This window comes from Jannaschia maritima (assembly GCF_030973515.1).
GTDB lineage: Bacteria > Pseudomonadota > Alphaproteobacteria > Rhodobacterales > Rhodobacteraceae > Jannaschia > Jannaschia maritima.
The window spans coordinates 31,838-58,085 of the sequence record NZ_JARGZA010000015.1; the positions used below are offsets into that span (position 1 = coordinate 31,838).

Consider the following 26,248-nt stretch of genomic DNA (forward strand, 5'->3'; position numbering starts at 1 on the left):
ACCGCCTCAGCAGAGACAATCGTAGTCGTCGAACGGAATGCCGACGATGAACGGCTGCTCCAGTTCGCCGTCCCTTTGCGGGTCCGGATCGAAGATGACGCTTACAATTCCGCCATCGCCCGCATTAGCATAGCCCTCGTTGGCCGCCGCCAATGCGAGGATCTCGTCGACCTGATCCGGGTCGGCCTCCGTATACAGGCCGGTCTGCCGTTCGGTGCGGACGTTGCTGGTCAGTTCCCAGATCGCGAACTGGACATCCCAGCCCGAATAGGCCCCGGTCCCCTCGAAGTCCTGTGCGACGATCCAGTTGACCAAGTCCAGATTGTCCCTGGCGGTCTGGCCGTTGAACGAGCTGACGTATCGTGCATCCGTCGCGGCGGCGTTAAGGACGCCCCGACCTTCGGCGCCTTCCGCACTGGTGACGGCAGCCCGGTACTGGTCGTTCAGCGGGATCGGCTCGTAGAAGTCCAGGCAATACGCGTTCTCGATGGAGATGCCGTCGAAACGCTCGTCGGATGGTGCGTCGATCCGGACCGTGAAGGCATCCGGATCCGCCAGGGCGCCCATCACCTCGAACTGGACGAAGTTGGGAAAGCTGTCGATCAGGGAATCGTAATCGTTCGCATCCCCCTTCACCGTCAGTTCCAGGTTCGCCGTGGCGGTCCCGTTGCGTCCATCGCTGACGGTATAGCTGATGTCCTCGACGACCGATTCACCGATGTCGAGCGCGATGTACGCGTCCTCCGCGTCGATCACCAACTTCCCGTTCTCGAGCTTGACGTTCGTACCCGCGCTGGTCTGGACCGTCTGGCCTTCGGCGATGGCCTGACCCGCGACCCCCGTGATCGTCAGGGTGTCGCCGTCCCGATCGCCGTCGTTGTCGAGGACGTCGGCGACGATCTCCTCGTCGGCGCAGCCCATGGCTTCGTCGTCGGTCAGGTCCGGGTCCTGGTTCAGGGCCACCAGCCCCGCATCGATGTCCAGCTCCTCCTCTCCGATGGACAGGTCGAAGAAGTCCGTCATGCCCAGCGTGGCGTCCGCCGTGCTGGCGTCGCTGTCGTCGTTCGCCGCGTCCGGGGCCGCCGCGCTCTGCGTGGTGAAGCCCAGGCCGGCGGCGGTGCCGAACATGACCGCGTACCTGCCCGCGTCGAGCGAGTCGAAGCGGTACTTGCCGTTGCCGTCCGTCGTCGTCGTGGACAGGACGCCGCCATCGGAGTCGAGCAACTTGACTTCGACGCCCTGGACCCCCGCCTCGCCCGCATTGCGGACGCCGTCGCGGTTTTCGTCCAGGAAGACGGTGTCGCCCACGGCGGCATCGCCCGTGTCGGTCCGGACCAGACCCGCGTCGATGTCCTGCTCGCTCTCGCCGATGGACAGGGTGAACTGGCCCGTCTCGCCATCGACCGAGGCCGCGTCGCTGTCGTCGTTCGTCGCGTCGGCGGCGACGTTGGATTGCGTCGTGAACTCCAACCCGTCGGGTGCGACGAAGCGGACCGAATAGACCCCCGCATCCAGCCCGGTGAACCGATAGGCCCCCGATCCGTCGGTCTGCGCGGTGTCGACGACGTCGCCATCCTGGTCCAGCAGTTGGACGGTCACGCCCCCGACGCCGGTGTCGCCGGCGTCGAAGACGCCGTTGCCGTTGGCGTCCAGGAACACGAGGTCGCCGACCTCCGCCGTTCCGGGATCCGCGACGCCCGCGTCGTTGTCCTCGGACCGCTCGCCGATGGCCAACGTGATCGGATCGGTCGTTCCGGTTCCGCGGTCCGCGTCGCTGTCGATCGTGTCGTCGCCGCCCACGTCCTTCGCCACCAGTCCCTTGCCGGCGACCTCCGTCGGGAAGCGCACGGCATAGCTGCCGGCGTCCAGTCCGGTGAACTCGTACGCGCCGTCCTGGTCCGTCCGGGTGGTCGCCACGATGGCCCCGTCCGAGTCGAGCAGCTGAACCTCCACGCCGCGGATGCCCATGTCGCCGGCCCCGTCGAGGTCGTCCTTGTCGTTGTCCATGAACACCTTGCCGGCGAGGGACGCGGTGCCGGGGTCGCGGACCCCCGCGTCGTTGTCCTCCGACCGCTGGCCGATCGCCAGGCTGATCGTGTCCGTCAGGCCCGTGCCCCGATCGGCATCGCTGTCGAACCGATCGTCGCCGACATCCTGTGCCGCAAGGGTCTTGCCGTCCACGTCCGTGGGGAACGCGACGCGATAGTCGCCGGCCGCGAGGCCCGTGAACTCGTAGGAGCCGTCAGAGTCGGTCTGCGCCGTCCGCACGGTGTTGCCCGCCGCGTCGAGCAGGGAAACCGTCACGCCGCCGATGCCCATGTCGCCGGCGTCGTCCGTGGCGTTGTCGTTGTTGTCCATGAACACCTTGCCGGCCAGGGAGGCCGTGCCCGGATCCTCGATGCCCGCGTCGTTGTCCTCGGACCGCTGGCCGACGCTCAGCGTGATGGGGTCGGTCGTGCCCGTGCCCCGATCCGCGTCGCTGTCGATCGTGTCGTCGCCCGCGTCCTTCGCGACCAGCACCTTGCCGTCCACCTCCGTCGGGAAGCGCACCGAATACGTACCGGCATCCAGGCCCGTGAACTCGTAGGAGCCGTCGGAACCCGTTTGCGTCGTGGCCACGACGATCCCCGCCTCGTCCAGCAGCGTGACGGTGACGCCGGGCACGTCCATGTCGCCCGCGCCCTCCAGCGCGTCGCCGTCGTTGTCCATGAAGACCTTGCCGGCGAGCGAGGCCGTGCCGGGATCCGCGATGCCCGCGTCGACGTCGGTCTTGGCCTCGCCGATAGCCAAGTCGAACGGAGCGGTGTTGCCGTTGCCGGCCCCGCCGACATTCGTCACGTCGCTGTCGGACAGGTCGTCGCCCACGTCCGCGGCGACGAAATCCTTGCCCGCGGCGCCGTTCACGTCGTCCGGATCCTCGAACCGCACGACGTAGCGGCCCGCGTCCAGACCGGCGAAGCTGTATTCCCCCTGGCCGTCGGTGATCGTGTTGCCGACCGTCTGGAAGCCACCGCCGTCCTGCTGCGCCAGCAGCCAGACCCGCGCGCCGGCGATGCCGGGTTCGGCGTCGTCGCGGTCGTTCCCGTTCTCGTCGCAGAAGTAACGACCGGAGATGGAGGCATCGCCCGGATCCACGATGCCCGCGTCGTTGTCCTCCGACCGCTGACCGACGCCCAGCGTGATCGTGTCGGTCCGTCCGGTCCCCTGGTCGGCATCGCTGTCGACGGTGTCGTCACCGCCGACGTCCTTGGCCACCAGGACCTTGCCGTCCACCCCCGTCGGGAACTGCACGGAATAGTCGTCGGCCTTCAGGCCCGTGAACTCATAGGTCCCGTCGGCGCCCGTGGTCGTGGTGCCGATCACCTGACCCGCGTCGTCCAGCAGTCGCACCGTGACGCCGCCGACGTCCATGTCGCCCGCATCCTCGAACGCGTTGCCGTTGCTGTCCATGAAGACCTTGCCGGCCAGGGACGCGGTGCCCGCATCCTCGATGCCGCCATCGACATCGCGCTTGTCCTCGCCGGACGCTAGGTCGAACGCGTCGGTCCAACCGCTGCCGTCGGCACGTAGGTCGGTCACGTCGCTGTCGATCGTGTCGTCGCCACCCGCATCGGCATCGACGAAGGTCTTGCCCTCGCTGCCCGCCACGTCGTCGGGATCCTGGAACGACACGGTGTACCCCGTGCCGGGCGCGACGTTCGAGAACAGATAGTCGCCTTGCCCGTCCGTCGTGGTGCGCGCGACCTCCTGCCCGTCTTGCAGCAGGATGACGGTCGCACCGGCGACGCCCATGTCGCCCCCGTCCTGCACGTCGTTGTTGTTCGCGTCCATGAAGTAGGTGCCGCCGACGGACGCTGGCTGGACCTCCCCCGGGACCCAGCACAGGTCGTCGACCGCGCCGGACCCGATGAGGTTCACCTGCAGCGAGACGACGTCCGCCCCGTTCAGCGCGATCGTCTGCGCGGAGTTGTTGCCCGCCGCGGGGATGTCCACCGTGCGGCTGGTGCCGTCCGCGAAGGTCAGCACGATGGAGCCGCCCGCCTCCTCGATGTCGAGGAGGACGAGGTCCACCACGTCGGACGGCGCATCGAAGTCGAACGTGATCGTGCCGCCCTGACCCGCATCGTCGGGATCGCTGGAATCGTTGTCCTCGGAGATGATGACGACGTTGCCGCGACCATCGAAGGCGAGATCGTCGTCGCCACCCGTCGGATCGTCGGTGTCGAAGATCATCGCGTCGTTGCGCGCGTTGGACCCGTTGCGGTCCGCCGTGACCGTCAGGCCGTCGAACTGCGTGTTCACGACGGTGCCACGGTCGAGGTCGTTGAAGTCGATCGTGATGCAGTCGTCGCGCGGGGCGTCGTCCTCCTTCAGCGTGATCTTGTCGATCCGAACGAACTCGCCGCCGTCCTTCTTAGCCCACAGGACCAGCGTGTCGCCCTTGTTCAGGGCGATGTCCTGCAACGTGAAGTCCGAGAAGCCGCCGTTGTCGCTGCCCCGTCCGTCGCCGTCCCGATCCAGTTCGATGGTGCCGACGACGTGGCCGTTCACCTTGACCATGATTGTCGATTGGCCGTCACTTTCGTCCTGGGCGTGGACCGTCAGATCATAGGTGCCGTCGGGCCCGTCGAACTTGGTCTTCAGGTCGCCGCTCCCGGCCTTCAGCTTCACCAACTCCCCGCCGGATGCCTGGCTGCCATGCACGGCCTTAAAGTTGGACCGGTGCATGTCCTCCGCCTCGATGCAGATCATGACGGGGCCCTCGTCCACGTCCTTGACCTTGATCCACAGCGGCTTCTCGGTCGTGCCGCCCTTGCCGTCGGACACCGTGACCTTGACGTCGTAGATATTGTTGTGGCCCTCGTCGGTCGGGTTCTCGAAGTCCGGGGCGTCGCGGAACGACAGCTTGCCGGTGTGCTGGTCGATCGTGAACCTGTCCGCGTCGGCCCCGCCCGTGATGGCGTAGATCGGACGGTCGCCGTCGACATCGCTGGAGTTCAGGTCGCGCACCAACGTGGCGTTCTCGTGGACCCAGATCACCCCATCGGCGGGAACGTTGTCGAAGGTCGGCGCGCTGTTGGCGGGGATCGGGGTACCGTTCAGATGCGCATAGGAAACGCCGTGCGATCCGACCTCGTAGGTGGCGGCGACGGTCAGATGCGCACCGGCAGGCGGAACCTGCCCATAGAACGTGAAGTAATCCAGACTCTTGCCGCCGGCGAGGTGATCCTCGATCTCGATCTCGATCATGTAATAGCAATTGCCGTCCGAATCGTGCAGAACGTGAAACCGATCGGCGTACATGTCGTGGTCGCGCCCGACCTTGTGCCCGTCGATATAAGCATCCTGCGACCAGTCGTCGGATCGGCCGGACCGGTGGTTGTCCCCGTTGAGCTTGGAATCGTCGTCCCAGACGGACAATGTGACGCTCGGCTTGCCGGGCAGCTTGAACGTATCGCCGACACCGATGTTCGAACCGGTGAGCTTGTTGGTCAGGTCGGCTTCGCGAAACGCGGTGAAGCTTTGATAATGCTTGGTCATGTCCGTCCGTCCGTTCGTTTTGTCTGCGCCTGATCGAACCCGCCGTCTTTATGGGCTTCGATCGCGATTGTGACGCCCCACGAAACGATCGGCCGCAAAGAGACCGACCGTAGCCTTGGAATTGGCCCGGGGCGATGGATTCGTTCGACTGGATTGAGCTTGCTTCGGCATCGGCCGAAGAACCCGCAATTCGATGACGTATCGGGACGAAACGTCCGCCGCCGATCGGTCCTCGAGCGTCTGTCCCTCCGTTCCACCCTTCTGATCGACGACCGCAACCGTGATCGTCGAATTAGGTCGGTTGTTCCGACTCTCGAATTGCCCAACCGAAAGGGCTGGGAGAACGCCGCAATGGCCGTTTCGGAACCTCCGAGGCGACCGCCCCCGCACACCTCGACATCCGCCGGGTCGCATACGAGTTGACGCTAAATAGCTTCAAACACCCGGCGGCGGTCAAGACATTAAGGTTTGCGGAAGTGAAAAATCATGCCGCAGAGTTAACGCAATGAGACGTTTCCAAATTTTCCAAATAGGAAATACGTTTTCGGACAAACTATTACGGGCACGCAATTCGAAGAAGTCCGATCACGACCGCGCGCAGGCAAGAAGGGCGGGCGGCCCCGCCCGGCGGGCAGGTTAACGTTCCGGCCATGCGTTGCGGCCCGGGTTGCCGGGTCGTATAGCCCCCGTCATGGACGACCTCCGCCCCAACAGATCGGCCCTGCCGTCCGAGATCGGTCGGCGGCGGACCTTCGCGATCATCTCGCACCCGGATGCGGGCAAGACGACGCTTACGGAGAAGTTCCTTCTGTACGGCGGCGCGATCCAGATGGCGGGCCAAGTCCGCGCGAAGGGTGAGGCGCGGCGGACACGGTCCGACTTCATGCAGATGGAGAAGGACCGCGGGATATCGGTCAGCGCATCCGCGATGTCGTTCGATTACGCCGATTACCGCTTCAACCTGGTGGATACGCCCGGGCACAGCGACTTCTCGGAGGACACGTACCGGACCCTGACCGCCGTGGATGCCGCCGTCATGGTCATCGACGGCGCGAAGGGCGTCGAATCGCAGACCCGGAAGTTGTTCGAGGTGTGCCGCCTGCGCGACCTGCCGATCCTGACCTTCTGCAACAAGATGGATCGCGAAAGCCGCGACGTCTTCGAGATCGTGGACGAGATACAGGAGAACCTGGCCATCGACGTCACGCCCGCCTCCTGGCCCATCGGCCGGGGGCGCGACTTCCTCGGCTGCTACGACCTGATCCGCGACCGCCTGGAGTTGATGGACCGCGCCGACCGCAACAGGGTGGCCGAAACGGTGAAGCTGTCCGGCCTGGACGACCCGGCGTTGGCCGACCACGTTCCGGCCGAACTGCTGGACACCCTGCGCGAGGAGGTCGAGATGGCGCGCGCGCTGCTGCCCGCGTTCGACGCCGGCGCGTTCCTCGAAGGGTCGCTGACGCCGATCTGGTTCGGTTCCGCCATCAACAGCTTCGGGGTACGCGAGCTGATGGCGGGCATCGCCGAGTACGGCCCCCCGCCACAGCCCCAGCGGGCGGAACCACGACAGGTCGCGCCGGAGGAGACGAAGGTTTCGGGCTTCGTGTTCAAGGTCCAGGCGAACATGGATCCGAAGCATCGCGACCGGGTCGCCTTCGTCCGCCTCGCCTCCGGCCATTTCGAACGCGGCATGAAGCTGACGCATGTGCGATCGAAGAAGCCGATGGCCGTGTCCAACCCGGTCATGTTCCTCGCCTCCGACCGCGAACTGGCGGAGGAAGGCTGGGCGGGCGACATCATCGGCATTCCGAACCACGGCCAGTTGCGGATCGGCGACGCCTTGACGGAGGGGGAGGCCTTGCGCTTCACCGGCATCCCGTCCTTCGCGCCCGAACTGCTGCAGACCTGCCGCGCGGGCGACCCGATGAAGGCGAAGCACTTGGACAAGGCCCTGATGCAGTTCGCCGAGGAGGGTGCCGCCAAGGTGTTCAAGCCGGCGATCGGGTCGGGTCACGTCGTGGGCGTGGTGGGCGCCCTGCAGTTCGAGGTCCTGGCCAGCCGGATCGAGATGGAATACGGCCTGCCCGTCCGGTTCGAACCGTCGCAGTTCACGTCGGCCCGCTGGCTGTCGGGACCGGATGCGGCCGTCGACGCGGTGATCCAGAAGAACAAGCAGCACATCGCGCACGACAACGACGGCGATCCGGTCTTCCTGACGCGCCTGCAATGGGACATCGACCGGATCGAACGGGACCACCCCAACGTGACGCTGAGCGCCACGAAGGAGATGATGGTCGCCTGATCCCCGGATCGCCGTGTGAGCGGCGTGCCGCACGCGGCGCGGCCGGGTCCGGCGGCCACTTGAGCATCCGATCCGTTCGCGGCAGAACCCTGCCGGAGGATGGACAGGGGACGGATCATGCACAGACTGACACTCGCACCGCTGGCGGCCGGGCTCGCGCTGCCCGCGGCGGCCGACGGGCAGGCCGACGCGGCCTGGGACCTGCTGTCGCGCATCGAGCGCACGGAGGTCGTGACCGACGACAGCTATGCCGTGCTCAAGCGCTTCCCGCCCGAGATCGCGGACGGCGCGGACGTCTTCGAGATCTCGGGCTTCCTGGTTCCCATGGGCTTCGGTGCCGAGACGACGGACTTCATGCTGATCCCCGAGGCCGGCATGTGCCCCTTCTGCGGCTCGTCGGATCACGGCCTGGCCATCCAGGTGGCGATGGCCGACCCCCTGCCCGCGGTGGAGGGGGAATCGCGCGTGACGCTGCGCGGTGCGCTGCACGCCGTGACGGACCCGCAGACGTTCCAGTCGGTGGTGATGACGGATGCGGTGACGGTCGGGGGCTGACCTGCCCCGCCCGAACCGGGTCCTGCCGGACGGAACCTTCGCCGCCATGGCGGAACGCGGGGGCATGCTGGGCAACCGCGGCGTGCTGCACGACGACCGGGGCCGCCTGACGTCGCGCCGGTGGGCGCACCGGGCCTGGGTCTGCTGCGTCCTGTCGTTCAAGGGCCGGCGGCGGCGCATCATGGCGCCGCGCCGATACACCGAGCTGTTCTTCCTGGACGAGGCCGTGGCCCTGGCCGCGGGGCACCGTCCCTGCGGGGAATGCCGCCGCGCCGCATACCGATCGTGGGCCGACGCCTGGAGCGCGGCCTTCGGCGCCTGGCCCGGCCCCGCGGCGGCCGATGCGGCGCTGCACGCCGCCCGCGCGGTTCCCGGCGCCCGGCGCTTGCGCACGTGGCGGACGGACGACGCGGGCGCCCTTCCGGCGGGGACGTTCCTGCGGGGGCACGACGCCGCGTTCCTTCTGCTGCGTCCGGACGATGCCGTCCCCCATGGCCCCGCCGGGTACGCCCCGCCGGTCCCGCGCCCCAGGGGTCCCGCAACGGTCCTGACCCCCCGTCCCATGGTCGCGGTGATCGCCGCCGGCTATGCCCCCTGGACCGACCCGTCCGCCGATGCGTTGACGTAGCCATCGCCAACCTCTACATGGCGACACGCCCACGTGGTGGGTGCGACGATCGACGCGGGACGCGCAGCACACCGGCGTCCCATCACCCAGGCGGCCCGATGCCGCCCAGTAATGGACGCACATGACGAAGTTCACCGATCTGGGCCTCGGCCCCAAGGTCCTGAAGGCCGTGGAGGCCGCGGGCTACGACACCCCCACCCCGATCCAGGCGGGCGCCATACCCCCTGCCCTGGAAGGCCGCGACGTCCTGGGCATCGCGCAGACCGGCACGGGCAAGACCGCCAGCTTCACGCTGCCGATGATCACCATGCTGTCGAAGGGACGCGCGCGGGCGCGCATGCCGCGCAGCCTGGTCCTGGCGCCCACGCGCGAGCTGGCCGCCCAGGTGGCGGAGAATTTCGACACCTATGCCCAGGGATCGAAGCTGACGAAGGCGCTGTTGATCGGCGGCGTGTCCTTCAAGGAGCAGGAGCAGCTGATCGACCGCGGCGTCGACGTTCTGATCGCCACGCCCGGCCGTCTGCTGGACCATTTCGAGCGGGGCAAGCTGTTGCTGACCGGCGTGCAGGTCATGGTCGTGGACGAAGCCGACCGCATGCTGGACATGGGGTTCATCCCCGACATCGAGCGCATCTTCGAGCTGACGCCCTTCACGCGGCAGACCCTGTTCTTCTCCGCCACCATGGCGCCCGAGATCGAGCGGATCACCAACAAGTTCCTGTCCAACCCCGAGAAGATCGAGGTCGAGCGTCAGAACACGACGTCCGAGACGATCACGCAGATCCTGGTCAAGCACACGCCGAAGCGCCGCGACATGTCGGCGAAGGACAAGCGCGAGATCCTGCGCGCCATCATCGAGCGCGACGCCGAAGCCTGCAAGAACGCCATCGTCTTCTGCAACCGCAAGGTCGAGGTCGACGTGGTCGCCAAGTCGATGAAGAAGCACGGGCTGGACGCGGCACCCATCCACGGGGACCTGGACCAGTCGCAGCGCACGGCGACGTTGAACGCGTTCCGCGACGGGTCGCTGCGCTTCCTGGTGGCGTCCGACGTCGCCGCGCGGGGCCTGGACATCCCGGACGTCAGCCACGTGTTCAACTTCGACGTTCCCAGCCATTCGGAGGACTACGTCCATCGCATCGGCCGCACGGGGCGGGCGGGCAAGACGGGCGTGGCCTATACCATCGCGGTGCCGTCGGACGAGAAGTACCTGGACGGAATCGAACGCCTGATCGGCAAGCCCATCCCCGAAGGCGACAACCCGTGGACCCCGCCGGGCCGCCGGGGCGACGACGCCCAGGAGAAGGAAGCGGCGGAGGACGACAAGCCCAAGCGCACGTCGCGCAGCCGGTCGCGCAGCCGCAAGTCCGAGGACCCGCAGCAGGCCGCCCCCGAGACGAACGCCCCGGACGCGGAGGCGGAGGTGCGGGACGCCGAGCCGGCACGCGACGCGCGCGGTGGCCGCCGGTCCCGCCGGGGCGGCGGGGACGACCGGGGCCGCGGCGGCCGGGACGACGGTCCGCGCGTGAAGGGTCTGGGCGATCACGTCCCCAGCTTCATAGAGATGTCGTTCGAGGATCGGCTGTCCGAAGCGGGCTGACCGCCGGGGCGCGCGCCTCCCTTACGGGACAGGCGTCACGAAGCGAGCCACCGTGTCGTCGGACAGGCCCGGAAGGCATGGCGGTGCCCGATCGGTCGGCCGACGCATATCGTCGAAGGGCCTGGCGGGGCATAGGCCATCGATCGGTTCGCCGCCGCGGTTCGGCGCGGTTTTTTGATTGCGTTGTTCATGGGGCTTGTATGGGGCCGAGCGGGGTTCGGTGGGGTGGCCGAATAGGCCGGATTTTACCTGTCGGGATTCCGTGAGCGAAAACAACGGTGTTGCGGGGGTGCGTCGGATGCGACGCATCCCGGATCGCGGCAGGTCGTCGCATGCACCCCCCGTACACCCCCCGTGCACCCCCCGTGCATACCGGGGGGCACATAGGGCACCGCGCGTTGCGTGGGTCTTGCCGTGCGGGGCCGTTCCGTGCGGGGGGTGGTCCGGCGGTCCGCCCGGGCGGCCCGCGCTGCGGACCTCGGAACGGTCCCCCGGACCGTCCCGTCCCTGCGGGACCGGTCCTTCGCCCACGTGCATGCAAGGGGCCGACGAGGCGCTGCCCCGCACCCGGGGACTTGTCGTGTGTTGGCGTTCCGGGGCGGCGGGGTGGTTCCTGGAGCGGTCGGGTTCGCCCCCTCCCCATCCCTCCCCCCGGCGGGGGGAGGGGGCGCTGGGGGCATCCGCGTGGTCTGGGGCATCACCGTTTCCGCCTCAGCACGGCCGGCCGCCGTGGGGGAGGAGGGCGTTAGGATCGCCCGTTGGGTCCCGAACGTCGACCTGTCCGTTCGGCGTGACGGGTCCCCCGATCCATCGTGGAGGGTCGGGGAAGGGCGCCGTCCCTTCGGGACGTGCGGCGTTTCGGGCGCATGCCGCGTGACCGGAATCGTGCCCCCCCGGAGATCGTCATCGTCGGGGCTCGACCCGACGATCCACCCTTCGATTGGACCGCGTGTGCGGGACGGTGGATTGCCGGGTCAGGCCCGGCAATGACGGTTCCCACCCGTTCGGATGCGCCCGGCGGTGACCGGCTCTAGCGCGGGGCGCGGTCGAGCATCCACCGAGTCAGCAGGGCCTGACCGATGGCGGCGATGGGAATAGCGACGTACCCAAGGAGAAGGAGGACAACGCGACCCGGCCCGCCACACGGGCCATAGGACGCGCCGAAAGTTGTGTTCCCAACCTCGCCAAGAACGACCTCACCCGACGGACCGCCGTAGCAAGAGATCATGATCGTCGCGCCCGCGGCAAGCAGGCAGGCCATGGCGATCCCGGTCAGCAACCAGACGGCACGCCGCGACATCCGCGCCGCGGCCCAGAGGCCCAAGCCGACCAGCGCCCACCAAGCCGCGACGGGCACCGCGACCACCAGGGTGAGCCCGCCCAGCATCGCAACCTACTCCGCAGCCAGCCGCGTGATGAGCACCGTGACTTCCGGGCGCTTGCCGATCTCGGCCTGGGCGGTCTGCTGGATGCCGCGCTTGACGAGCTTCTCCAGCGCGTCGTCGTCGTCCGCCGTCTTGCGGTCCACGCGTTCCAGGCGGTCGGCCAGGTCCTTCTCCATGACGTCGGACAAGGCGTCGCCGGAGCGGCCCTTTTCCGGCAGGCCGCGCAGGTCGACCCAGGCGTCGTCGAGGACGGTGCCGTCGTCCTCCACCATGACCGACACGACGACCATGCCGTTCAGGGCCATGCGGATGCGGTCGCGGACGACGCCGTCGAACTGCCCGACCAGGGTTGCACCGTCCAGATAGGTGCGCCCCGCCTCCACGTGGTCCACGACCTTGGGCGCGTTGCCGGACAGGTCGATCATCGTGCCGTTGGGGGCCACGACGCCCGTGCGGCCCAACCCGTCGGCGACCTTGGCGTGTTCGCGCAGGTGCCGGTGCTCGCCATGCATGGGGATGACGAATTGCGGGTCGATCAGGGCGTGGATCGTTTCCAGGTCCGGACGGTTGGCGTGGCCGGACACGTGATAGAGGCCGTCGGCGTCGGTCACGACGTCCACGCCCAGCATCGACAGGTTGTTCATGATCCGTGCCACGTCGCGTTCGTTGCCCGGGATCGTCTTGGACGAGAACAGAAAGGTGTCGCCCTCCTTCAGCTCCATCCCAAAATACTTGCCCTGGGACAGCTGCGCCGATGCGGCGCGTCGCTCGCCCTGCGACCCGGTGACGATCAGCATCAGGCTTTCGCGCGGGATGTCGGCGGCGTCCTCCGGGCTGACGGTCTGGGGGAACTCCGTCAGGATGCCCTCCTCCCGTGCGGCTTCGGTCATGCGGCGCATCGCGCGGCCCATCAGGCAGATGGAGCGTCCAGCCGCGGCGCCCGCATCGGCCAGCGACTTCAGACGGGCGACGTTGGACGCGAAGGTGGTGGCGACGACCATGCCCTTCGCGTTCGACACCAGTTCGCGGATGTTGGGGCCGACCAGGGATTCGGACCGCCCTTCGTGGGTGTTGAAGACGTTGGTCGAGTCGCAGACCAGCGCCTTGACCCCGCCCTTCGCGACCTCGCGGAAGCTGTCGGCGTCGAAGGGCTCGCCCAAAACGGGCACCAGGTCGATCTTGAAATCGCCCGTATGGACGATGCGCCCGCCCGGCGTGTCGATCACCAGGGCGGAGGATTCGGGGATCGAGTGGCTGATGGGCAGGAAGCCCACGGTGAAGGGCCCGGCTTCGACCTGCGCGGGCCAGGGTTCGGCGACCACGACGGCGCCCGGGTCGTGGCCCTGTTCCTGCATCTTGCGCCGCGCGATGTTGGCGGTGAACTTCCGGCAATGGACCGGCTTGCCCATCTGGCCGTAGAGGTGCCCCACCCCGCCGACGTGATCCTCGTGCGCGTGGGTGACGAACACGGCTTCCACCCGGTCGATGTTGTCGCGCAGCCACGCGATGTCGGGCAGGATGACGTCCACGCCGGGCGTGCTGTCCATGTCGGGGAAGGCGATGCCCAGATCCACGAGGATCAGGCGTTCCTTGCCCGCGGGACCGTAGCCGTAGACGTAGGCGTTCATCCCGATCTCGCCGGCGCCGCCGAGGGGGAGGTAGATCAGGCGTTCGTTGCTCATGCGGTAAGGCTTTCGTTGAAGGCATGGATGACCGTCAGGCCGTGGATCGTCAGATCCTCGTCCCACAGGTCGAAGAGGCGTTCGGATTGCTGGAACAGCGGGGCCAGCCCCCCGGTCGATACGATGGTCATGGGGCGGTCGCGCTCGGCGGTGATGCGGGCCGTGATCTCCTTCACGAGGCCGACATAGCCCCAGAAGATGCCGGACTGCATGCAGGCGACCGTGTTGGTTCCGACCACGCGCTGCGGGCGCGTGATGTCCACGTGCGGCAGGGCGGCGGCGGCCATGTGCAGCGCCTCCAGCGACAGGTTCACGCCGGGCGCGATGACGCCGCCGACATAGGCGCCGTCGCCGTCCACCACGTCGAAGGTCGTGGCGGTGCCGAAGTCCACGATGACCAGATCCCCGCCGTGGCGGTCGAAGGCGCCCGCCGTGTTCACCAGCCGGTCGGGGCCGACCTGCGTGCCCGCGTCCACGCGGGGGGGCACGGGCAGGTCGCAGCCGGGCTTGCCGACGACCAGAGGGCGGGTGTCGAAGTAGCGGTCGCACAGGACGCGCAGGTTGAAGACCACGCGGGGCACGGTAGACGACACGATGCAGCCCGTCACCGCCACGTCGATGGCCTGGAGCTGCATCATCGTGCGCAGCCAGGTGAAGTATTCGTCCGCGGTCCGGCGCGGGTCGGTGGCGATGCGCCAGTTGGCCAGGAACCGCGCCCCGTCCCAGATGGCGAACACGGTGTTGGTGTTGCCGCAATCGATGGTCAGCAGCATGGCACGCCCCGGGGGAAGAACACGTCCGCGGCCGGTATGGTCGCGGGGCCGTCGGGCGGTCCCAGCCGCAGGTGGCCGTCCGCGTCGATGCCGTCGAACGTGCCGGTCAGCGTGCGGTCGGTCAGCCGGGCCACGATGCGGCGGCCCCGGCGGGCGGCGCGGGCCAGCCAGGCGGTGCGGACGGGGTCGAAGCCGTGCGCCACGAGGCGCGCGTCCCACGCGGCATAGGCCGGGGCCAGGCGGTCCAGGAAGGCGGACGGCACGGCGATGCCGTCCAGGTGGCCGGGCGGCGCCGTCGCGTCGGGCGCGGCCTCGGGGGCGGCGGCGAGGTTGACGCCGATGCCCACCACCAGGAGGCCGGGCCGCGGCACCTCCAAGAGGATGCCGGCGACCTTCGCGCCGTCCACCAGCACGTCGTTGGGCCATTTCAGCGCGACCCCCGTCACGCCGAACCCGTCCAACGCGTCCGCCAGCGCCAGGCTGGCGACGAAGCTGCGCCGCGCGAAGTCGGCGGTCGTGCCGGGCGGGCGATAGGCCAGGCTGACCGCGAAGTTGCCGGGCTGGGTGGACCACGCCCGTCCCCGGCGGCCCCGCGCGGCGTCCTGCGCGTCGGCGAGGACCCAGACGGGCGGGTCGCGGCGCGTGGCTTCCGCCGATGTCGAGTCGACGCGGGGCAGGTGGACCCGCGCGACCGCCGGGGGCCAGCTCACCGGATGAGGGTCGCGGCGGCGGCGGCGGCGACGCCCTCCAGGCCGAAGAGGTTAACGACGCCCACGACCATGATGATGGCGCAGCCCGCCAGCACGATCCCCTGCGCGGGCGCCATGCCGTCGTCCAGCGGCGCGTCCGCCTCGCCGAAATACATCAGGTACACGATGCGGATGTAGTAGAACGCCCCGATCACGGTCGCCACGACGCCCAGCACCGCCAGCCACACCAGGCCCGCGCCCACGGCGGCCTGCAGGACGTAGAGCTTGGCGAAGAAGCCGATGAAGGGCGGGATGCCCGCCAGGCTGAACATCAGGACCAGCAGCGCCAGGGCCTGGCCGGGCCGGCGGGCGGACAGCTTGTTCAGGCTGGCGATGTCCGTGGCCTCCCGCCCGTCGCGGGTCATGGACAACACGAAGGCGAAGACGCCGAGGTTCATCACGACGTAGATCGCCATGTAGAGCAGCATCGCCTGCACGCCCGCCACCGTGCCCGCGGTCAGGCCCATCAGCGCGAAGCCCATATGCGCGATGGAGGAATACGCCATCAGCCGCTTGATGTCGCGCTGTCCGATGGCGGCGATCGATCCCAGGAACATCGACACGACCGACAGGACGGCGACGATCTGCTGCCAGTCGTTCACGGCCTGACCGAAGGCGTCGTGGGTGACGCGCGCGAACATCGCCATGGCGGCCACCTTGGGGGCGGTGGCCATCAGCGTGGTGATGGGCGTCGGCGCGCCTTCGTACACGTCGGGGGTCCACATGTGGAACGGCGCGGCGGAGATCTTGAAGGCCAGGCCCGCCAGGATGAACACGAGGCCGAACAGCAGGCCCAGCGACAGATCGCCGGCCAGCGCGACGAGGATGATGGCCCCGAACTCCGTCGAGCCGGCATAGCCGTAGGTCAGCGAGATCCCGTAGAGCAGCAGACCCGACGACAGCGCGCCCAGGACGAAGTACTTGAGCCCCGCCTCCGTGGACCGCACGCTGTCGCGGCGCAGGGCGGCGAGGACGTACATGGCCAGGGACTGAAGTTCCAACCCCATGTAGAGCGTCAGGAGGTTGCCGCTGGACACCATGATCATCATGCCGATCACGGCCAGGGTGACGATCAGAGGATACTCGAACCGCAGGAGGCCGTAGCGTTCCATCCAGTCGGTCGACAGCACGAGGACGGTGGCCGCCGACAGCAGGATGGTGACCTGCGCGAAGCGCGAGAACCCGTCCTTCACGATCATGTTCGACACGCCCAGCCCCGCATCGGGCGACACGCCGACCCAGAACGCGACCGCGACCATGACCAGCGCGGTCAGCATCGTCAGCGTCCGCGCCATCCCGTCCTGGCGCGTGTACACGCCGATCAGCAGCGCCCCCATCGCATAGAGCGCCAGGACGATCTCGGGCAGGATGATTTCCAGGTCGGCGGAGGTCATGTCACACCCTTCAATGCGCGGCGTCGGCCAGCGTGGGCCCGAACTCGATGTCGGCGGTGGCGACGGCATAGCCGTCGACGAGGTTCGCCACGGACGGCCCGATGATGTCCGTCACCAGCGACGGATAGACGCCCAACAGGATCGTGAAGAAGATCAGCGGCGCGAAGATCGCCTTCTCGCGCGCGGTCATGTCCTTGATCGAGCGCAGGCTCTCCTTGATGAGGTCGCCGAACACGACGCGACGGTACAGCCAGAGCGCGTAGCCCGCCGACAGGATGACCCCGGTGCAGGCCAGGACGCCCACCAGGGTGTTGACCTGGAACACGCCCATCAGGGTCAGGAACTCGCCCACGAAGCCCGACGTGCCGGGCAGGCCCACGTTGGCCAGCGTGAACAGCATGAACACGGCGGCGTAGGCGGGCATCCGGTTCACCAGCCCGCCATAGGCGTCGATCTCGCGCGTGTGCATGCGGTCGTAGATGACGCCCACGCACAGGAACAGCGCGCCGGAGATGAAGCCGTGGCTGATCATCTGGAAGATGGCCCCGTCCACGCCCTGCTGGTTCGCCGCGAAGATGCCCATGGTCACGAAGCCCATATGGGCCACGGAGGAATAGGCGATCAGCTTCTTCATGTCGCTCTGCACCATCGCCACGAGCGAGGTGTAGATGATGGCGATGACCGACAGCCACAGGACCAGGGGGCCCAGAAGCTCGCTGCCGGCGGGGAACATCGGAAGGCTGAAGCGCAGGAAGCCGTAGCCCCCCATCTTCAGCAGGATGGCCGCCAGCACCACGGACCCGGCGGTGGGCGCCTGGACGTGCGCGTCGGGCAGCCAGGTGTGGACGGGCCACATCGGCATCTTCACGGCGAAGGACGCGAAGAAGGCCAGCCACAGCAGGGTCTGGAACCCGCCCGGGATCGAGACGCCCAGCACGGTCAGCGTGGCGAACGGGAAGTCGTGGGCCAGAAGCGTGGGAATGTCGGTGGTGCCCGCGTCGACGTACATCGCCACCATCGCCACCAGCATCAGGACCGAGCCCAGCAGCGTGTAGAGGAAGAACTTGAACGCGGCATAGATCCGGTTCGCGCCCCCCCAGATCCCGATGATCAGGAACATCGGGATCAGCCCGGCCTCGAAGAACAGGTAGAACAGGATCAGATCGAGCGCGCAGAACACGCCGATCATCAACGTCTCCAGCACCAGGAGCGCGACCATGTAGTCCTTCACCCGCGTCGTGACCGTCCAGCAGGACGCCACCACCAGGGGCATGAGGAACGTGGTCAGCATGACGAAGAGGATGCTGATGCCGTCCACGCCCATCTTGTAGTTCAGGCCCAGCAGCCACTCGCGCTCCTCGACGAACTGGAAGCCCGTGTCCTGCGGGTCGAAGCCCGACAGGAGGAACAGCGACACGAGGAACGTGAAGCCCGTCGCGGCGAGCGCCAGCCACTTGGCGTTGCGCTGCGCGGCCTCGTCGTCGCCGCGCAGGAACAGCGCCAGGATCGTGGCGGCGATCAGCGGGATGAAGGTGATGATGGAAAGGAGGTTGTCCATGTCGTCAGTTCGCCTGCGCGAAGGTCATCCACGTGATCAGGGCGACGATGCCCAGCACCATCGTGAACGCGTAGGTGAAGATGTATCCCGACTGCGCGCGGTTCAGCGCGCGGGTGAAGAACGGCACGATGCCCATCGCCACGCCGTTGATCGACCCGTCGATCACGTCGCCATCGCCGCGCCGCCAGAACAGACGGCCCAGGAAGCGGGCCGGATTAACCCAGAGGAACTGGTAGATCTCGTCGAAGTACCACTTGTTCAGAAGGAAGCGATGCAGCGGCGACAGGTTCGCCGCCCATTGCCGCGGCAGCGCGGGGTTGCGGATGTAGAAGAGCCACGCCGTCCCCAGACCCAGCAGCATCGCGACGAAGGGCGACAGCTTGACCCAGACCGGGACCTCGTGGGCTTCGTGGATGATGTGGTTCTCCGGCCCGATGTAGATGGCGCCCCGGCCCGGGACCTGCACGGGACGGTCGTGCGCTTCGCCTTCGCCCGCGGCATGCGCCGCGCCGGGCAGGTCGCGATCGATCAGTGCGTGTTCCGCTACGGGGACGTTGCCGAAGAAGTCGTCCACGCTTTCCTGCGACTTGAAGAACCCGCCGTACCAGACCATCCCCGCCAGGACGGATCCGACCGCCAGGACGCCGAGCGGCACGGTCATGACCCGCGGGCTTTCGTGCGCATGGTCGTGCGCGTGCATGTTGCCGCGCGGCGTGCCGTAGAAGGTCAGGAACATCAGCCGCCAGCTATAGAAGCTGGTGAGCGTTGCGGCCACGACCAGGGCCCAGAAGGCGAACCCGCCCGCGGTGCCGGCATAGGCGACCTCGATCACGGCGTCCTTCGACACGAAGCCCGCGAAGCCCACGGGGAAGCCCAGATACAGCAGCGGGATGCCGACGCCGGTGATGGCCAGCGTGCCGATCATCATGGCCCAGAAGGTCAGCGGGATCTTCTTCCGCAGGCCACCGTAGTTCCGCATGTCCTGTTCGTGGTGCATCGCGTGGATCACCGACCCCGCGCCCAGGAACAGCATCGCCTTGAAGAAGGCATGCGTGAACAGGTGGAACATCGCCACCGAATAGGCGCCCAGGCCCGCGGCCACGAACATGTAGCCCAGCTGCGACATCGTCGAATAGGCGATGACGCGCTTGATGTCGTTCTGCACCAATCCGATCGTCGCCGCGACGAAGGCGGTGGCCGCGCCTATCAGCACCACGAAGGCCATCGCGTTCGGCGCGAACTCCATCACCGGCGACATGCGGCATACGAGGAAGACGCCCGCCGTCACCATGGTCGCCGCGTGGATCAGCGCGGAGACGGGGGTCGGCCCCTCCATCGCGTCGGGCAGCCACGTGTGCAGGCCCAACTGCGCGGACTTGCCCATGGCGCCGATGAACAGCAGCACCGCCACCAGTTCGGCCGCGTTGAACGTGCCGCCCATGAACTCCAACTGCGTGGCCGCGATGTCGGGCGCGGCGGCGAAGATGTCGCGGAACTGGATGCTGTCCACCAGGAAGAACAGCGCGAAGATGCCCAGGAGGAAACCGAAGTCGCCCACGCGGTTGACGATGAACGCCTTCATCGCCGCGGCCCCCGCGGACGGCTTGCGATAGTAGAACCCGATCAGGAGATAGGACGCCACGCCGACGCCTTCCCAACCGAAGAACAACTGCAGGAGGTTGTCCGCCGTCACCAGCATCAGCATCGCGAAGGTGAAGAACGACAGGTACGCGAAGAAGCGCGGCTTGTAGACCTCGTCCTCGCGCCATTGGGGGTCGTGGTCCATGTAGCCGAAGGAATACAGGTGCACGAGCGCCGACACGGTCGTGACCACGATCAGCATGGTGCTGGTCAGGCGGTCCAGCCGGATCGACCATTCCGTCAGCAGCGAGCCGGATTCGATCCAGCGCAGCAGCTGCACCTGTTCCGTCACGTAGGGATCGTGCGTCAGGAACACGATCCACGACAGCAGGCAGGACAGGAACAGCAACGCGGTGGCGAAGACCATCGCCGCCTTCTCGCCGATGAACTTCCACATGAGGCCGCAGACCAGCGCGCCGACCAGGGGCGCAAACAGGATCGTGGTCAGCATTGCGGGTCAGCCCTTCATCACGTTGACGTCTTCGACGTCGATGGTGCCCCGGTTGCGGAAGAAGCAGACCAGGATCGCCAGGCCGATCGCGGCCTCAGCGGCGGCGACGGTCAGCACGAACAGCGTGAAGACCTGTCCCGTCACGTCCCCCAGAAAGCCGGAGAACGCGACGAAGTTGATGTTGACGGCCAGCAGCATCAGCTCGATCGACATCAGGATGACGATGACGTTCTTCCGGTTCAGGAAGATGCCGAAGATGCCGATGACGAACAGCGCGGCCGCCACCGTCAGATAATGTTCCAATCCGACCATCGTCGTCCCCCCGGGCGCTCGGCTGGCCCGTTGCGGTGTCGTTCCGGGCGCGTCGTTCCGCGCCCGCTCCAATCATCCCAGCGCGAAAGGGTCCAGCCCCCCGCGCGCATTCGGATAGGCGGCGGCGCAGGCGCACACCTCCGCCGTCATGGAGGCCACGCGGACGTCGCGCGCGCTTCGCGCCAACGCATCCGCCAGGTCGTCCATGTCGTAGAAGGCCGGCGCCCGTCCGACATAACCTTCGAAGACCCTCGACGCGGCCCTGCGACGATCGAAGGCACGGTCGCCGATGTTCTCCTCCCGCAGGCGGGCGGTCAGCTGGTCGTGGCCATCGCAATCGGCGACGTGGAGGTCGGTGAACACGCCCTCCTGGCTCCACCACTCGATCCAGGACACCCAGCCCCCCGACAGGTCGCGATGCGCCGCCTCGCCCCCGTGGGACGGGTTCGTGACCCGGTGGCAGTCCGCCAGTTCGAGTGCCGCGACGGGTGCCGCGGTCGCCAGGGCGATCAGGCCGGCCCGCAGGATCACAGGCCCTGCCCCGACTTCACGTCCTGCACCTTCATCGCCACCGCCGGATCGCGCCACATCTGCTGCAGCGCGTTCTGGCGCTTGACGTCCTTGCGGTGGCGCAGGGTCAGCGCGATGGCGCCGATCATCGCGACCAGCAGGATCAGGCCCGACAGCTGGAAGGCCAGGAAATAGTCGTCATAGAGGATCAGGCCGATGGCCACGGTGTTCTGTTCCGCCAGGGGCACCAGGGTGTTCAGCCCCTCGGCCACGACGATGCCCTCCGCGCTTTCCCAGACGCCGAACGCGATGGCCAGCTGCATCAGGAGCACGACGCCGATCAGACCCGCGAGGGGGACGTACTTCGCCATCTCGGCCTTCAACTCGGCGAAGTCGACGTCCAGCATCATCACCACGAACAGGAACAGCACCGCGACCGCGCCGACATAGACGATGACGAGCAGCATCGCGACGAACTCCGCCCCGATCAGGACGAACAGGCCCGCCGTCGAAAGGAACGTCAGGATCAGCCACAGCACCGAATGAACGGGGTTGCGGGACACGACCGTGAACAGCCCGCCCGTCACGGTGACGATGGCGAACAGGTAGAAGGCGAAGTCGGCGGCGGTCATTCGGGCGTCTCCTCCAGCGCTTCGGTGGCGAGCGTCATGGCCTTGTTCATCGCGGGCAGGCCGCCGAACAGGCCCATCAGGCCGATCGTCTCGGCGATCTCCTGCTTGGTCGCGCCCTGGGCCGCGGCCTGGCGCACGGTCAAGCGGATCTGCGCGTCGGCCTGCGCGCCCAATACGGTCAGCCCGGCCAGCGTCAACAGCATCTTGGTCTTGGCGTCCAACCCGTCGGGGCTCATGCCCTTGCCGGCGAACCGTTCCACGACCTCGCCCGGCATGGTGGGCCAGAGCTTCTCGAACCCCTGGGGGGTGAACTGCTCCAGCGCCGGGTTCATAGCCTTGGCCATTTCCTGCATCTGCTTGGTCCAGGCGGCGAAGGGGTTGGTGGGGTCGGTCATTCCACTCCGCCCTCCAAACGTCGAAGACGCTCGTCGATATCGTAGATATTTCCACCCAGATTGGTGAGTATGATCGTCAGACCGTTTATCCGGGTTTCCAAATCGTCAAGATCATCGCGAACCTGTTGGAAGCCCGTCACGATCTCGGATCGTAGTGAACGGTTCTCCTCCCGCATCTGATCGAGCCGCGCTAGAATGAGATTCTCGACGTTCTCGTTCATCGATACGGCGCGTCCAGCTCGATGTTCTTGGCCAGCATGGCCTCCCACCGCTCGCCGTTCCGCAGGAGCTTCTCCTTGTCGTAGAACAGCTCCTCCCGGGTTTCAGTGGCGAACTCGAAGTTGGGGCCTTCGACGATGGCGTCGACGGGGCAGGCCTCCTGGCAGAATCCGCAATAGATGCACTTCGTCATGTCGATGTCGTAGCGCGTCGTGCGGCGGCTGCCGTCGTCGCGCGGCTCCGCGTCGATGACGATGGCCTGCGCGGGGCAGATCGCCTCGCACAGCTTGCACGCGATGCAGCGTTCCTCCCCATTCGGATAGCGGCGCAAGGCGTGCTCGCCGCGGAAGCGGGGCGACAGCGGCCCCTTCTCGTGCGGGTAGTTCACCGTCGCCTTGGGGGCGAAGAAGTACTTGAAGCCCAGACGGAAGCCCGCCCAGATGTCGGTCATCAGGGCGTACTTCACGGCCTGCTTCCAGTCGATCGAGGTGTCGGTGGTGGTCATGCATCGCCTCCGATCTTCTCTTCTATTTGCTCAACCCGATGATCGATCGCGTGAATATAGTGACCCAGGCCGATGATCGTCCCAGCCACCCCGTCGACCTTTGCATCGAGATCGTCGACCTTTTCGGTCAGCGTCTGCTCAACACGCGCGATGTCCGTGCGGATCAAACGAAGGTGCTCCAAAACCATGGTTTCGACGTTCTCGTTCACAACAACACCTCCCACCGCGCCCAGAAGGCGCCTGCGACCTGGAACTTGGCCAGGAAGGCCACGATCACGACCCACGCCAGCGACAGGGGCAGGAACACCTTCCAGCCGATCCGCATCAGCTGGTCGTAGCGGTAGCGGGGCACGATGGCCTTCACCATGGCGAACATGAAGAAGAAGAACGCCATCTTCAGGACCATCCAGAACGGCCCGTCGGGCAGGAACGGCACGGGCGACAGCCAGCCGCCGAAGAACAGCAGGCTCATCAGCGCGCACATCAGGAAGATCGCGATGTACTCGCCCGCCATGAACAGAAGGAACGGCGTGGACGAGTATTCGACCTGATAGCCCGCGACCAGCTCCGACTCGGCCTCCGGCAGGTCGAAGGGGGCGCGGTTCGTTTCCGCGAGCGCGGAGATGAAGAACAGGAACACCATCGGGAAATGCGCCAGCCAGTACCACGAGAAGAAGCCCCAGGGCCCGTCCTGCGCGCGCACGATGTCCCCGAAGTTCAGGGACCCCGTGGACAGGATCACGCCGATGATGATCAGCCCGATCGAGACCTCGTAGGAGATCATCTGCGCGGCCGACCGCAAGCTACCTAGGAACGGATACTTCGAGTTCGACGCCCAGCCGCCCATGATGACGCCGTACACCTCCAACGAGGACACGGCGAAGACGTAGAGGATGGCCACGTTGATGTCCGACAGGACCCACGTGTCGCTGAACGGGATCACGGCCCAGGCGATGAGCGCCAGCACGAAGCTGACCAGCGGCGCCATCAGGAACACGGTGCGGTCGGCGCCCGCGGGGATCACGACCTCCTTGACGACGTATTTCAGCGCGTCGGCCACCGTCTGCGCCAGGCCGAAGACCCCGACGACGTTGGGACCCCTGCGCATCTGGACGGCGGCCCAGACCTTGCGGTCCCCATAGACCAGGAACAGCAGGCTGATCATCACGAAGGCCACGACGGCCAGGCATTGCACGAGGATCGTCAGCGCGATGCCCGCTGGGCTGGCGAGGAATTCGGCCATTCCTGTTCCTTCTCGGCGGTCGGTGGCGGCCCCGCGGGACCGTCCGGCGGGGTCTGGCCCGCGTCAGCGTCTAAACAGCATCCCGCACCAGGATGCCAGCCCTGCCGATGTCGCGCGGGAACCGGACTGTCGCCCCCGCGCCACCGGTCATTCGGCGGCGATCGCCGCCATGTCGCGTCCGGCCGCCAGCTGCGACAGCTCCGCCATCAGCTGCGATGCCCGGGCGACGGGGTTCGACAGGTAGAAGTCGCGCACCGCCACGGCGAAGTCCCCGCTCGACAGCGTCGGCGCGGCGCCCGAAGCGGCCGCCTCGTTGACCGCGACCTCGTCCACGGCGCCCAGCACGGGATGGTCGGCCACCATCGCGCGGCGCAGCGCGGCCAGGCTGTCGAAGGGCAGCGTGCGTCCGACCTCCGCCGACAGGGCGCGCAGGATGGCCCAGTTCTCCTTGGCCTCGCCGGGGGCGAAGCCCGCGCGCAGGGCCAGTTGCGGGCGCCCTTCGGTGTTGACGAACAGGCCCTGCTCCTCCGTCCAGGCGGCGGCGGGCAGGATCACGTCGGCGCGGTGCGCGCCCCGGTCCCCGTGGCTGCCCTGATAGATGACGAAGGCGCCCGCGGGCACGTCGAGTTCGTCCGCGCCGAGGTTGTAGATCACGTCGCCCGACAACGCGGCGTCGATGCCGCCCTCGCAGGTGGCGTCCACGTCCATGGCGCCCACCCGGGCCGCCGCCGTATGCAGGACCAGCACATCGGACCCGGCCCGCTCGGCCATGTGCCGGACCACGGCCAGCACGTCGGCGCCGTCGTCCCCGGTCAGGGCGCCCTGCCCCACGATGACGAGGCCGCGCCCGTCCCGTATGTCCGAATGATCCTCCGCCGCCAGCTTCGACAGCGCGTCCCGCCCGGTGCCCAGATCGACCGGATCGTAGGACAACGCGGCGGGGGCGCCGATCCGCGCAATGCGCGCGCCGCGCAGCCAGGCCTTGCGGATGCGTGCGTTCAGCACGGGCGCCTCGACCGACGGATCCGTGCCGATCAGGAGGATCGTGTCGGCCCCGTCGATGTCCTCCACGGCGGCGGTGCCGACATAGCCGGCCCTGTCGCCCGCGGGCAGCTTGGCCCCGTCGGTCCGGCATTCGACCACGCCGCCCAGGGACGCCATCAGGCCCTTCAACGCGTACGCGGCCTCCGTCGGGACGAGATCGCCGACCAGGCCGGCCGGCCTGGATGCGCCCTTCAACGCGGAAGCGGCGGCGTCCAGCGCCTCCGGCCACGTCGCGGGGGTCAGCTTGCCACCCTTGCGGATATAGGGCCGGTCGAGCCGCTGCCGGCGCAGGCCGTCCCAAACGAAGCGGGTCTTGTCGTCGAGCCATTCCTCGTTCGTGCCGTCGTGGTTGCGGGGCAGGATGCGCATGACCTCCCGCCCCTTCGTGTCCACCCGGATGCTGGCGCCCAAGGCGTCCATGACGCCCACCGTCTCCGTCGGGGACAGCTCCCACGGGCGGGCGGTGAAGGCATAGGGCTTCGACACCAGGGCACCGACGGGGCACAGGTCGATGATGTTGCCCTGCAGGTTCGACTTCAGCGTCTCGCCCAGATAGGACGTGATCTCGCTGTCCTCGCCACGGCCAGTCTGGCCCATCTGGGTGATGCCCGCGACCTCCGTGGTGAAGCGGACGCAGCGGGTGCACGATATGCAGCGCGTCATATGGGTTTCGACCAGCGGTCCCAGGTCCAGATCCACCGCCGCGCGCTTGGGCTCGCGATAGCGCGAGAAGTCGACGCCATAGGCCATCGCCTGGTCCTGCAGGTCGCATTCCCCGCCCTGATCGCAGATCGGGCAGTCGAGCGGGTGGTTGATGAGCAGGAACTCCATCACCCCTTCGCGCGCCTTCTTCACCATGGGACTGTTCGTGCGGACCTGCGGCGGCTCGCCGTCCTTGCCGGGGCGCAGGTCGCGGACCTGCATGGCGCAGGACGCGGCCGGCTTGGGCGGGCCGCCCACGACCTCGACCAGGCACATCCGGCAGTTGCCCGCGATCGATAGGCGTTCGTGGTAGCAGAAGCGCGGGATCTCGATACCCGCCGCCTCGCAGGCCTGGATCAGCGTCATGGCGGGCGGGACTTCGATCTCGGCCCCGTCGATCACGATCTTGCGCAGGTCGTCGCTCATG

At 67.6% G+C, this 26,248-nt stretch carries 21 protein-coding genes; 4 read left to right on the forward strand and 17 right to left on the reverse strand.

What is annotated here, in order from left to right:
- Positions 1-6: 6 nt before the first annotated feature.
- Entirely contained in the window at positions 7-5,541 is a 5,535-nt protein-coding gene (locus P0084_RS14155) for an SdrD B-like domain-containing protein (protein ID WP_308917517.1), read from the reverse strand.
- A gap of 691 nt (positions 5,542-6,232) precedes the next feature.
- Between P0084_RS14155 and P0084_RS14160 the strand changes: the two genes are divergently transcribed.
- The 4 genes from P0084_RS14160 to P0084_RS14175 all read left to right on the forward strand — a co-directional run bounded on the left by P0084_RS14160 (position 6,233) and on the right by P0084_RS14175 (position 10,626).
- Positions 6,233-7,843 (forward strand): peptide chain release factor 3, encoded by a 1,611-nt coding sequence (locus P0084_RS14160; protein ID WP_308917518.1) that lies wholly within the window; start codon positions 6,233-6,235, stop codon positions 7,841-7,843.
- 117 nt (positions 7,844-7,960) lie between these two features.
- Positions 7,961-8,398, forward strand: a complete 438-nt coding sequence (locus P0084_RS14165; RefSeq protein WP_308917519.1) for a hypothetical protein — start codon at positions 7,961-7,963, stop codon at positions 8,396-8,398.
- Between the two features lie 46 nt (positions 8,399-8,444).
- Positions 8,445-9,026, forward strand: coding sequence for a hypothetical protein (locus tag P0084_RS14170; protein ID WP_308917520.1), 582 nt, complete (start codon positions 8,445-8,447; stop codon positions 9,024-9,026).
- A 121-nt stretch (positions 9,027-9,147) separates the two neighbouring features.
- Positions 9,148-10,626, forward strand: a complete 1,479-nt coding sequence (locus P0084_RS14175; protein WP_308917521.1) for a DEAD/DEAH box helicase — start codon at positions 9,148-9,150, stop codon at positions 10,624-10,626.
- Between the two features lie 1,030 nt (positions 10,627-11,656).
- On the opposite strand, the gene P0084_RS14180 is transcribed toward P0084_RS14175, so the two are convergent.
- The 16 genes from P0084_RS14180 to nuoG all read right to left on the reverse strand — a co-directional run bounded on the left by P0084_RS14180 (position 11,657) and on the right by nuoG (position 26,247).
- Positions 11,657-12,013 carry a hypothetical protein gene (locus P0084_RS14180; protein WP_308917522.1) on the reverse strand — a complete coding sequence of 119 codons (357 nt, stop codon included), beginning with the start codon at positions 12,011-12,013 and terminating at the stop codon, positions 11,657-11,659.
- 6 nt (positions 12,014-12,019) lie between these two features.
- The gene (locus P0084_RS14185; protein ID WP_308917523.1) at positions 12,020-13,693 is read right to left on the reverse strand and encodes a ribonuclease J; all 1,674 of its coding nucleotides are present in this window, start codon (positions 13,691-13,693) and stop codon (positions 12,020-12,022) included.
- Entirely contained in the window at positions 13,690-14,466 is a 777-nt protein-coding gene (locus P0084_RS14190) for a type III pantothenate kinase (protein ID WP_308917524.1), read from the reverse strand. The genes P0084_RS14185 and P0084_RS14190 overlap by 4 nt, the downstream gene beginning before the upstream one ends.
- Complete coding sequence (locus P0084_RS14195; RefSeq protein ID WP_308917525.1) at positions 14,457-15,176, reverse strand: biotin--[acetyl-CoA-carboxylase] ligase; 720 nt, start codon at positions 15,174-15,176, stop codon at positions 14,457-14,459. Before P0084_RS14195 ends, P0084_RS14190 begins: the two co-directional genes overlap by 10 nt.
- The gene (nuoN, locus tag P0084_RS14200; protein ID WP_308917526.1) at positions 15,173-16,609 is read right to left on the reverse strand and encodes an NADH-quinone oxidoreductase subunit NuoN; all 1,437 of its coding nucleotides are present in this window, start codon (positions 16,607-16,609) and stop codon (positions 15,173-15,175) included. The genes P0084_RS14195 and nuoN overlap by 4 nt, the downstream gene beginning before the upstream one ends.
- Before the next feature lie 10 nt (positions 16,610-16,619).
- The gene (locus P0084_RS14205) at positions 16,620-18,167 is read right to left on the reverse strand and encodes an NADH-quinone oxidoreductase subunit M (protein WP_308917527.1); all 1,548 of its coding nucleotides are present in this window, start codon (positions 18,165-18,167) and stop codon (positions 16,620-16,622) included.
- 4 nt (positions 18,168-18,171) lie between these two features.
- Positions 18,172-20,259, reverse strand: a complete 2,088-nt coding sequence (gene nuoL / locus P0084_RS14210) for an NADH-quinone oxidoreductase subunit L (protein WP_308917528.1) — start codon at positions 20,257-20,259, stop codon at positions 18,172-18,174.
- A gap of 6 nt (positions 20,260-20,265) precedes the next feature.
- A complete protein-coding gene (gene nuoK, locus P0084_RS14215) occupies positions 20,266-20,571 on the reverse strand; it encodes an NADH-quinone oxidoreductase subunit NuoK (protein ID WP_308917529.1) in 306 nt (101 codons plus the stop codon).
- 72 nt (positions 20,572-20,643) lie between these two features.
- The gene (locus P0084_RS14220) at positions 20,644-21,102 is read right to left on the reverse strand and encodes a hypothetical protein (protein ID WP_308917530.1); all 459 of its coding nucleotides are present in this window, start codon (positions 21,100-21,102) and stop codon (positions 20,644-20,646) included.
- The gene (locus tag P0084_RS14225) at positions 21,099-21,713 is read right to left on the reverse strand and encodes an NADH-quinone oxidoreductase subunit J (RefSeq protein ID WP_308917531.1); all 615 of its coding nucleotides are present in this window, start codon (positions 21,711-21,713) and stop codon (positions 21,099-21,101) included. The genes P0084_RS14220 and P0084_RS14225 overlap by 4 nt, the downstream gene beginning before the upstream one ends.
- Entirely contained in the window at positions 21,710-22,108 is a 399-nt protein-coding gene (locus P0084_RS14230) for a carboxymuconolactone decarboxylase family protein (RefSeq protein ID WP_308917532.1), read from the reverse strand. The genes P0084_RS14225 and P0084_RS14230 overlap by 4 nt, the downstream gene beginning before the upstream one ends.
- Positions 22,105-22,329 (reverse strand): hypothetical protein, encoded by a 225-nt coding sequence (locus P0084_RS14235; RefSeq protein ID WP_308917533.1) that lies wholly within the window; start codon positions 22,327-22,329, stop codon positions 22,105-22,107. Before P0084_RS14235 ends, P0084_RS14230 begins: the two co-directional genes overlap by 4 nt.
- Complete coding sequence (gene nuoI / locus P0084_RS14240) at positions 22,326-22,832, reverse strand: NADH-quinone oxidoreductase subunit NuoI (RefSeq protein ID WP_308917534.1); 507 nt, start codon at positions 22,830-22,832, stop codon at positions 22,326-22,328. Before nuoI ends, P0084_RS14235 begins: the two co-directional genes overlap by 4 nt.
- Entirely contained in the window at positions 22,829-23,041 is a 213-nt protein-coding gene (locus tag P0084_RS14245) for a hypothetical protein (protein ID WP_308917535.1), read from the reverse strand. Before P0084_RS14245 ends, nuoI begins: the two co-directional genes overlap by 4 nt.
- Positions 23,038-24,075 carry an NADH-quinone oxidoreductase subunit NuoH gene (gene nuoH / locus P0084_RS14250; protein WP_308917536.1) on the reverse strand — a complete coding sequence of 346 codons (1,038 nt, stop codon included), beginning with the start codon at positions 24,073-24,075 and terminating at the stop codon, positions 23,038-23,040. Before nuoH ends, P0084_RS14245 begins: the two co-directional genes overlap by 4 nt.
- Positions 24,076-24,222: 147 nt before the next feature.
- Positions 24,223-26,247: an NADH-quinone oxidoreductase subunit NuoG gene (nuoG, locus tag P0084_RS14255; protein ID WP_308917537.1), complete on the reverse strand. Its 2,025-nt coding sequence runs from the start codon at positions 26,245-26,247 to the stop codon at positions 24,223-24,225.
- Position 26,248: the final 1 nt, after the last annotated feature.

Excerpts from the sequence above, each read along its gene's own strand:
- P0084_RS14155 (WP_308917517.1), bottom strand. The coding sequence starts at position 5,541 with ATGACCAAGCATTATCAAAGCTTCACCGCGTTTCGCGAAGCCGACCTG.
- P0084_RS14160 (WP_308917518.1), top strand. The coding sequence starts at position 6,233 with ATGGACGACCTCCGCCCCAACAGATCGGCCCTGCCGTCCGAGATCGGT.
- P0084_RS14165 (WP_308917519.1), top strand. The coding sequence starts at position 7,961 with ATGCACAGACTGACACTCGCACCGCTGGCGGCCGGGCTCGCGCTGCCC.
- P0084_RS14170 (WP_308917520.1), top strand. The coding sequence starts at position 8,445 with ATGGCGGAACGCGGGGGCATGCTGGGCAACCGCGGCGTGCTGCACGAC.
- P0084_RS14175 (WP_308917521.1), top strand. The coding sequence starts at position 9,148 with ATGACGAAGTTCACCGATCTGGGCCTCGGCCCCAAGGTCCTGAAGGCC.
- P0084_RS14180 (WP_308917522.1), bottom strand. The coding sequence starts at position 12,013 with ATGCTGGGCGGGCTCACCCTGGTGGTCGCGGTGCCCGTCGCGGCTTGG.
- P0084_RS14185 (WP_308917523.1), bottom strand. The coding sequence starts at position 13,693 with ATGAGCAACGAACGCCTGATCTACCTCCCCCTCGGCGGCGCCGGCGAG.
- P0084_RS14190 (WP_308917524.1), bottom strand. The coding sequence starts at position 14,466 with ATGCTGCTGACCATCGATTGCGGCAACACCAACACCGTGTTCGCCATC.
- nuoN (WP_308917526.1), bottom strand. The coding sequence starts at position 16,609 with ATGACCTCCGCCGACCTGGAAATCATCCTGCCCGAGATCGTCCTGGCG.
- P0084_RS14205 (WP_308917527.1), bottom strand. The coding sequence starts at position 18,167 with ATGGACAACCTCCTTTCCATCATCACCTTCATCCCGCTGATCGCCGCC.
- nuoL (WP_308917528.1), bottom strand. The coding sequence starts at position 20,259 with ATGCTGACCACGATCCTGTTTGCGCCCCTGGTCGGCGCGCTGGTCTGC.
- nuoK (WP_308917529.1), bottom strand. The coding sequence starts at position 20,571 with ATGGTCGGATTGGAACATTATCTGACGGTGGCGGCCGCGCTGTTCGTC.
- P0084_RS14225 (WP_308917531.1), bottom strand. The coding sequence starts at position 21,713 with ATGACCGCCGCCGACTTCGCCTTCTACCTGTTCGCCATCGTCACCGTG.
- P0084_RS14230 (WP_308917532.1), bottom strand. The coding sequence starts at position 22,108 with ATGACCGACCCCACCAACCCCTTCGCCGCCTGGACCAAGCAGATGCAG.
- P0084_RS14235 (WP_308917533.1), bottom strand. The coding sequence starts at position 22,329 with ATGAACGAGAACGTCGAGAATCTCATTCTAGCGCGGCTCGATCAGATG.
- nuoI (WP_308917534.1), bottom strand. The coding sequence starts at position 22,832 with ATGACCACCACCGACACCTCGATCGACTGGAAGCAGGCCGTGAAGTAC.
- nuoH (WP_308917536.1), bottom strand. The coding sequence starts at position 24,075 with ATGGCCGAATTCCTCGCCAGCCCAGCGGGCATCGCGCTGACGATCCTC.
- nuoG (WP_308917537.1), bottom strand. The coding sequence starts at position 26,247 with ATGAGCGACGACCTGCGCAAGATCGTGATCGACGGGGCCGAGATCGAA.